The sequence below is a fragment of the Silvanigrella sp. genome, from assembly GCF_044369315.1.
GTDB lineage: Bacteria > Bdellovibrionota_B > Oligoflexia > Silvanigrellales > Silvanigrellaceae > Silvanigrella.
The window spans coordinates 1-7,038 of sequence record NZ_JBIPMD010000183.1; the positions used below are offsets into that span (position 1 = coordinate 1).

6 protein-coding genes are annotated in these 7,038 nt (G+C 32.3%); 1 reads left to right on the top strand and 5 read right to left on the bottom strand.

What is annotated here, in order from left to right; genetic code table 11:
• The 5 genes from ilvD to ACIQ56_RS12880 all read right to left on the bottom strand — a co-directional run.
• Positions 1 to 1,412, bottom strand: a 1,412-nt coding sequence (gene ilvD, locus ACIQ56_RS12860; RefSeq protein WP_397601458.1) for a dihydroxy-acid dehydratase, incomplete at its 3' end; no start/stop codon positions are given.
• Between the two features lie 36 nt (positions 1,413 to 1,448).
• Positions 1,449 to 2,486 (bottom strand): ketol-acid reductoisomerase, encoded by a 1,038-nt coding sequence (gene ilvC / locus ACIQ56_RS12865; RefSeq protein WP_397601459.1) that lies wholly within the window; start codon positions 2,484 to 2,486, stop codon positions 1,449 to 1,451.
• Positions 2,474 to 2,767, bottom strand: coding sequence for an ACT domain-containing protein (locus ACIQ56_RS12870; RefSeq protein ID WP_397601460.1), 294 nt, complete (start codon positions 2,765 to 2,767; stop codon positions 2,474 to 2,476). The genes ilvC and ACIQ56_RS12870 overlap by 13 nt, the downstream gene beginning before the upstream one ends.
• 11 nt (positions 2,768 to 2,778) lie before the next feature.
• Positions 2,779 to 4,470 (bottom strand): biosynthetic-type acetolactate synthase large subunit, encoded by a 1,692-nt coding sequence (ilvB, locus tag ACIQ56_RS12875; RefSeq protein ID WP_397601461.1) that lies wholly within the window; start codon positions 4,468 to 4,470, stop codon positions 2,779 to 2,781.
• 325 nt (positions 4,471 to 4,795) lie between these two features.
• Entirely contained in the window at positions 4,796 to 5,098 is a 303-nt protein-coding gene (locus ACIQ56_RS12880) for a metal/formaldehyde-sensitive transcriptional repressor (RefSeq protein WP_397601462.1), read from the bottom strand.
• A 91-nt stretch (positions 5,099 to 5,189) separates the two neighbouring features.
• Here ACIQ56_RS12880 and ACIQ56_RS12885 point away from each other — a divergent pair.
• On the top strand, positions 5,190 to 7,038 hold a 1,849-nt coding region (locus ACIQ56_RS12885; RefSeq protein WP_397601463.1), incomplete at its 3' end, for a heavy metal translocating P-type ATPase.

Consider the following 7,038-nt stretch of genomic DNA (forward strand, 5'->3'; position numbering starts at 1 on the left):
CCATCTGTAATTAAAGCAACATCATTTCCAAACCCCGCTCCCATTAATGCCGAAGTTGGACTTAACATTTCTGGCATTCCTGGACCTCCTTTAGGTCCTTCATAACGAATCACAACAACATCACCTTTAAAAATTTTATTATTTTCTAAGGCTTTTAGCATTTCTTCTTCTGAATTGAATGTCCTAGCTGGCCCTCGAAAAAATAGCCCCTCTTTTCCTGTTACCTTAGCAACAGATCCTTCTGGAGCTAAATTCCCCTTTAAAATTTGTAAATGACCTGTTTTTTTAAGAGGAGAGTTTAAAGGATAAATAATTTTTTGTTCAGGATGTAGAGAGGGTACTTTTTTCAGATTTTCAGCAATAGTCTCACCTGTAACGGTTAAACAATCTCCATGTAATAAGCCATTCTCTAATAACATTTTCATTACCGCAGGAATGCCTCCATATTCTTGCAGATCTGCCATAGTATATTTTCCACTTGGTTTAAAATCTGCAAGTAATGGTACTTTATTACTAATCATTTGAAAATCATCAAGGCTTAAAGGAACATCAACCGATCTTGCAACGGCAAGTAAATGCAACACGGCATTTGTAGATCCACCCAAAACAGTAATTAAAACCATCGCGTTTTCAAATGCATTACGTGTCATTATATCTTTTGGCTTTATATCTTTTTCAAGTAAATTGCGCATAGCGAATCCACTTTGAAAACATTCTTGTAACTTTAATTGATCTTTTGCTGGAGTAGAAGAGCTATATGGTAAACTCATACCTAAAGCTTCAATGGCACTTGCCATTGTGTTTGCAGTATACATTCCTCCACATGCACCTGCTCCGGGACATGCTTTTTTTAATATGGATTTTCTTTCTTGATCATTTATTTTTCCAGCGAGAAATTCTCCGTAACATTGAAAGGCAGAGACAATATCAATTTTTTTATTATCAATGACTCCTGGATTAATTGTTCCTCCATAAACAATCAATCCAGGACGATTTAATCTCCCTAAAGCAATTAAACATCCGGGCATATTTTTATCACATCCTGGAATGGCAATACACCCATCATACCATTGAGCGGAAACGACAGTTTCAATAGAATCCGCAATAAGATCTCTTGATTGCAATGAAAAACTCATTCCGTCTGTACCCATAGAAATCCCATCACTGACACCTATGGTATTAAAACGCATGCCAACTAAACCCGACTCCGTTACTCCTTCTTTCACTTTTTCAGACAAATCCAATAAATGCATGTTACAGGTGTTACCTTCATACCACATGCTCACAATCCCAATTTGTGGTTTACTTAAATCGTTTTCTGTTAAACCAGTTCCGTAAAGCATCGCTTGTGATGCACCTTGAGAAGCAGGTTCTGTGATTCGGGAGCTATATTTATTTAGTTTCATACCCATTTCTTTTTCCATAATAAAATATATTTAATTTAAAATTTAAGGACGAAGTTTTCGAACTGTTTGTCCTACTTGCCAAATTTCTTCATTATGTAATTTTTGAAGTTCAGCTTCTAATTTTTCTCTATAATCTTCTCGACTATTAGATGAAATTACAATTCTTGCCTCTTCACCTGTAGAAACACTTTTATATAAAGAATGAAAAACAGGTAGAGTTGCTTTTTTAAACTTTGGCATCCAATCTAAAGCACCACGTTGTGCTGTAGTTGAGCAATTTTTAAACATCCAGTCCATTCCATTTTCAGAAATTAAAGGAACTAAACTTTGAGTAAGTTCCTCGACTGTTTCGTTAAACGCTTCACTTGGTGAATGCCCATTTTCTCTTAGAACTTCGTATTGAGCGGAAATAATTCCAGCTAAAGCTCCCATTAATACACCACGTTCACCAAATAAATCGCTATAAACTTCATGTTTAAAATTTGTTTGAAATAAGTAACCAGAACCGACACCAATTCCAAAGGCAAGAGTTTTTTCTTCTGCTTTTTTTGTATAGTCTTGTTCAATTGCATAACTGGAATTAATTCCTTTTCCTTGCTCAAATAATTTGCGCACACTTCTTCCAGAACCTTTAGGAGCTACTAAAACAACATCAACATGAGGTGGAGGCACAACACCTGTTTTATCTGAATAAGTAACAGAAAAACCATGAGAAAAACAAAGAGTTTTTCCTGGTGTAAGAAACTCTCTCACCGTTGACCACATTTGCATTTGTGCGGCATCAGATAAAAGGTAACAAATAAAAGTTCCTTTTTGACAAGCTTCTTCTATTGAAAAAAGATTTTTATTTGGTTCCCATCCCTCTTTTACTGCTTTATCCCATGAAGCTGAGTTTTTTCTTTGTCCAACAATAACATGAAATCCATTATCTTTTAAATTTAAAGCTTGTGCAGGACCTTGAACTCCATACCCAATAACTGCTATCACTTCATTTTTTAATACTTCTTTTGCTTTTTGCAATGGAAACTCTTCTCTTGTTACAACTGTTTCTTCTGTATACGCAAATTTTAATTTTGACATAAATAAACTTCCTTATGATGAGAGATATTTTGAAAATGATTTGGATTTACAACTTGAATATCTAATAATTCAATAATTTTTTGCAATTGTTTTAATATTCGATTTACTTTAATTTCATCAGAAAAAATCTCAATTTTAATATTTGAGTTTTGAGATTTATTATAGGTTTGAAAATTTAATTTTTGGATCATGACTCGATTTCGAGAAAAAACTATAGCAACTCTTTGAAAAATTTCTAAGGTATTTTCTGTTATTAAAGATATTTCATATACCGATCTCATAATATTTCTCCCTAAGATAAACGAACATCGCTGACACCAGCACCAGACGGTATCATTGGAAATATATTTTCTTCTTTTTCAACAACTACTTCTAAAAAATAAGAATCTTTTGATAAAATCATTTCACTTATATATTCTTCTAATTGTTCTTTATTGACAGCTTTTTTCGCTTTTATTCCATACCCTTTTACAATTTGAATGAAATCTGGATTTTGCATATGAGTAAAAGAAATTCGATTTTCAAAAAATAATTCCTGCCATTGTCTTACCATTCCAAGAAAACTATTATTTAAAATTATTATTTTAACAGGAATATTTTCCTGCATAATAACTCCAAGCTCCTGGATATTCATTTGAAAGCCACCATCACCAATAATAGCTATAACCTCTCTGTCTTTTGCACCAAATTTAGCACCAATTGCAGCAGGCAACGCAAATCCCATTGTTCCTAGACCACCTGATGTTATAAGTGAATTTTTTGTTTTAAATTTATAATATCTTGCAGCTGACATTTGATGTTGGCCAACATCCGTAACAATGATTGCATTTCCATTTGTCAATTCTGAAAGACAATGGATCACTTGTGCCATTTTTAAATTTTGATTCTCTTTTGGATAAAATTCATTTTTAATAATAGAATGATATTCTTTTTGGTAACATTTATTAAATTCTTGTAACCATAAATCATGTTTATTACTTTGAACCTCTGGTATTAGTAAACTTAAAATATTTTTCGCATCACCTACTAAAGGAACATCACAAAAGACATTTTTGTTTATCTCTGTTGGATCAATTTCAATATGAATTATTTTTGCCTGTTTTGCATAGGTATTTAAATCACCTGTAACCCTATCATCAAATCTCATTCCTATTGCTATGATTAAATCAGCTTCATTTGTTAATATATTTGCACCATAATTACCATGCATTCCAAGCATGCCTACATATAAAGGATGATCACATGGAAATGCGGATAAACCTAACAAGGTACATGCTACGGGAATATTTGTTTTTTCAGCAAATTCGAGTAATTCTTTTTCAGCATTAGCAATACTTACTCCATGCCCAACTAATAAATAAGGTCTTTTAGATTGATGGATTAATTTAGCTGCTTCTTTTATATCATTGCCATTTAAGAATTGATGCCACTTTTTATTTTTTTCAAATAAAAAACTTTCTTCTACATATTCCATAAATTCAAATTGCGCATCTTTCGTAATATCTAATAATACAGGCCCTGGTCTTCCATTTTTTGCAATAAAAAATGCTTTTGCGACGGCATAAGGAATTTCATTTGCTTTTGTAATTTGAAAATTCCATTTTGTTATTGAAGTTGTTAATGAAATAATATTTGCTTCTTGAAATGCATCCGTTCCTAATAAATGACTTGATACTTGTCCTGTTATACATACTAATGGTACAGAATCTAGCATAGCATCAGCAATACCTGTTAATAAATTGGTAGCTCCTGGCCCGGATGTTGCAAAACAAACTCCCGTTTTTCCTGTTACTCTAGCGTAACCTTCTGCTGCATGAACAGCTCCTTGTTCATGTCTTGTCAAAATATGTCTTAAAGAATCGGAAAAATCATAGAGAGCATCATATATTGGCATGATTGCTCCACCAGGATATCCAAAAATAATTTCTACATTTTGACAAAGTAACGACTTCAATAGCACGGATGCACCATTGTATTTTTTCATTTTTTATCTCTTCTTTTGGAACTAACCCCCCCCCCCCCGGGCTCAGATGCGCGGAGGGTTTTTTAGTTTGTTATTATTTGGTAATAACCTAAAAATCGCCCTCGGGTTTAATAATGACTAGAATAACAATGAGGACGTTGATGATAGAGGAAATATTTAGTTTTTTAGTGGAGTTCATATTTGAATTTTTTAGAAGAAAAGCAATATTTTTCATAAGTCCTCTGTGGTTTAATCGCCTAAGTGAAAAACATAACAATCTAATTATTGGCTGTCAAGCCAATTCAAAAAAATTTAAAAAATATCTTCATTTTTTAATGTGAAAATGTCATTTTATAAATACCTTAAGGGATTCTACTAACTCTTGGGCTCTTTTAATTTCTTTCTCTGTTAATGTTTCTTTATCTTCTTCCATATGATTTAAAATATGGCTTTCCATTACCTCAGCCATTAAGCCCCCTAAGGCTCCTCTTATAGAAGAAATGATATGAAGAATTTTTTTACAATCTTGATCATTTTCCAAAGACTTTTCTACACCTTCTAATTGTCCTTTTATTTTTTTAACTCTTGAAATAAGTTTTTCTTTATTTGTAATTATATGTTTTGATTTGATTTTTTTAGCGCTTGACATAGTATACCCCCCCTACCCTATAATAGAATAATCAAGTTGATTTTGTTTGTCAAAACTTTTGCAACTTTTTTGCAGTTTAGAAGAGGCTAACATGAAACCTAATGAATTAATTACAAAAAAATATAGTATTAAAGGGATGGATTGTCCTAGCTGTGCAAATAAAATTGAAATTTTTTGCAAAAAAATTTCTGGGGTAAATCAGGCAAAAATTAACTTTGCCACTTCGTTATTTACCTTAAATTTTTATAATAATAACGACACAAAAGATAAAGTTGAAAAAGGAATTAAAAACCTTGGTTTTGAATTAACAGAAATACCAGAACCAATGAAGTTTAATACTGAAAAAACTCATTTAAGGATTAAAGATAAATTAAAAAAAGAATTTGTTACCTCTAATAGTAACAAAAAATCAAACTATTTTAAAAAAACAAAGCCACATAAAAACACTTCCGAAAAAGAGCATAACCATAATACAAATCAGAATCACACTCATGAGCACAATCATGACCATAGTCACAATCATAATCATGATTCCACTAATTGGCTTCCTATTGTTTTTTTAGGTATTGCTTTTGCTTTTTCTTGGTTAATTGAATATTTTTCAAAAAATATCGGTCTTATTTCTTTTGCAATTGTTACTTTAGTCGCTCTTTTACCAATCCTTAAAAAATCATGGACCATGATGAAAGTAGGATATGTTTTTAGTGTAGAGACCTTAATGAGTATTTCTGCAATTGGCGCGATATTTATTGGTGCCTCCGAAGAAGCAGCTGCTGTCATTATTCTTTTTATGCTAGGTGAAACAATAGAAGGATACACTTCAAGACGCGCTAAAAAAGGAATTCAATCCTTAGCTTCCTTACTCCCAGATACCTCTCTCCTTGTTACAAAAGATGGATTAACGAAACAAATAAAATCTTCAGAGATAAAAATTGGTGATCATATAGAAATAAAACCTGGGGAACGTCTAGCTATAGATGGTGAAATTTTTAAAGGAACAGCAAACATAGATGAAGCTCTCTTAACGGGAGAATCCTTACCTGTTCATAAAAAAGAAGGTGATAAAGTTGTTGCGGGCTCGATAAATACGGATGGAAATATTATTGTTAAAGCAACTCTACCTGGAAATAATAATGCTATTACCAGAATGCTCAAAATGGTTGAAGAAGCTCAAAGCTCAAAATCGAGAGTCATGAGAAGCATTGAAAGTTTTAGCAGAATCTACACGCCTATCATTCTTTTAATAGGTCTATTCACTGCAATCATTCCTCCCCTATTTTTTCAAATGCCTTGGGTAGATTGGATTTACCGTGGTCTTACCATACTTCTCATTGGTTGCCCATGCGCACTTGTTATTTCTACCCCATCTGCAATTGCTTCTGCTATTACAGCTGCAACAAAATTGGGAATTCTTATAAAAAATGCTTCTGCATTAGAATCCTTGGGAAAAATTAAAACAATTGCTTTTGATAAAACAGGCACAATAACTCATGGAAGGCTAAAGGTAACAGATGTTATTTCCTTTGAAAAAAATGAAGAAACGTTGTTAAAATTTGCTGGAATGGTGGAATCAAAGTCGACTCATCCTCTTGCCATTGCCATACTTAATGAAGTGAATGAAAGAAAAATAATATTAAATGAAGTACAAAATGCTAAAAATTTATCTGGAAAAGGGGCGAGCGCTCTCATTGAGAATAAATTAACAATCATTTGTTCTCCAATTTATGCAAATGAATTAAATTCATTAAATTCAAAACAAAATTCACTTATAAAAAGTTATCAAGAGCAAGGAAAAACAATCGCAGTTTTATTAATGGAACAAGAAGCACAGGGTTTTATCGCATTATCCGATACCCTTAAACCAGAAGCAAAATCATCTCTTGAAAAATTAAAACAACTAGGAATCAGTAGCATTATTTTAACTGGGGATAATAAAATTT

Coding starts and splice junctions, on each gene's coding strand:
- ilvB (WP_397601461.1), bottom strand. CDS start 4,470: ATGAAAAAATACAATGGTGCATCCGTGCTATTGAAGTCGTTACTTTGT.
- ACIQ56_RS12880 (WP_397601462.1), bottom strand. CDS start 5,098: ATGTCAAGCGCTAAAAAAATCAAATCAAAACATATAATTACAAATAAA.
- ACIQ56_RS12870 (WP_397601460.1), bottom strand. CDS start 2,767: ATGAGATCGGTATATGAAATATCTTTAATAACAGAAAATACCTTAGAA.
- ilvC (WP_397601459.1), bottom strand. CDS start 2,486: ATGTCAAAATTAAAATTTGCGTATACAGAAGAAACAGTTGTAACAAGA.